The organism is Flavobacterium solisilvae (assembly GCF_012911605.1).
Taxonomy (GTDB): domain Bacteria; phylum Bacteroidota; class Bacteroidia; order Flavobacteriales; family Flavobacteriaceae; genus Flavobacterium; species Flavobacterium solisilvae.
This window is the reverse complement of sequence record NZ_JAAMPT010000085.1, coordinates 1-275: the sequence shown is the minus strand read 5'-3', so window position 1 is coordinate 275 and position 275 is coordinate 1. Positions and strand designations below refer to the sequence as shown.

Genomic DNA, 275 nt, shown 5'->3' with positions numbered 1-275 from the left:
AACGTCAGACTGTGAAAAAACCTCCACAATCCTAGTACCAAATATAGTAAAATAGTTGTAAGAAAAAGATAAATTCATTATTTTTAGTGATGCAACATATACAAGGAATAGCTCGCAACCAACTACAAGTAAGCAGTCTAGAAGACAGTATTAATCAGGACAATCCTGTTCGATTTATAGATGCTTTTGTTAACAGTATCGATTTAGAGAAAATAGGATTTACACCCAGAGTATTAAAAACCGAAGGTCGCCCAAGTTTTGATACCAAGGTGTTT

The 275-nt window shown here is 33.8% G+C and carries 1 pseudogene; it reads left to right on the top strand.

Annotation, left to right across the window (positions count from 1 at the left end):
- Positions 1–89: 89 nt before the first annotated feature.
- Positions 90–275: pseudogene (locus G6042_RS00405) on the top strand (IS1182 family transposase); the annotation flags it as partial.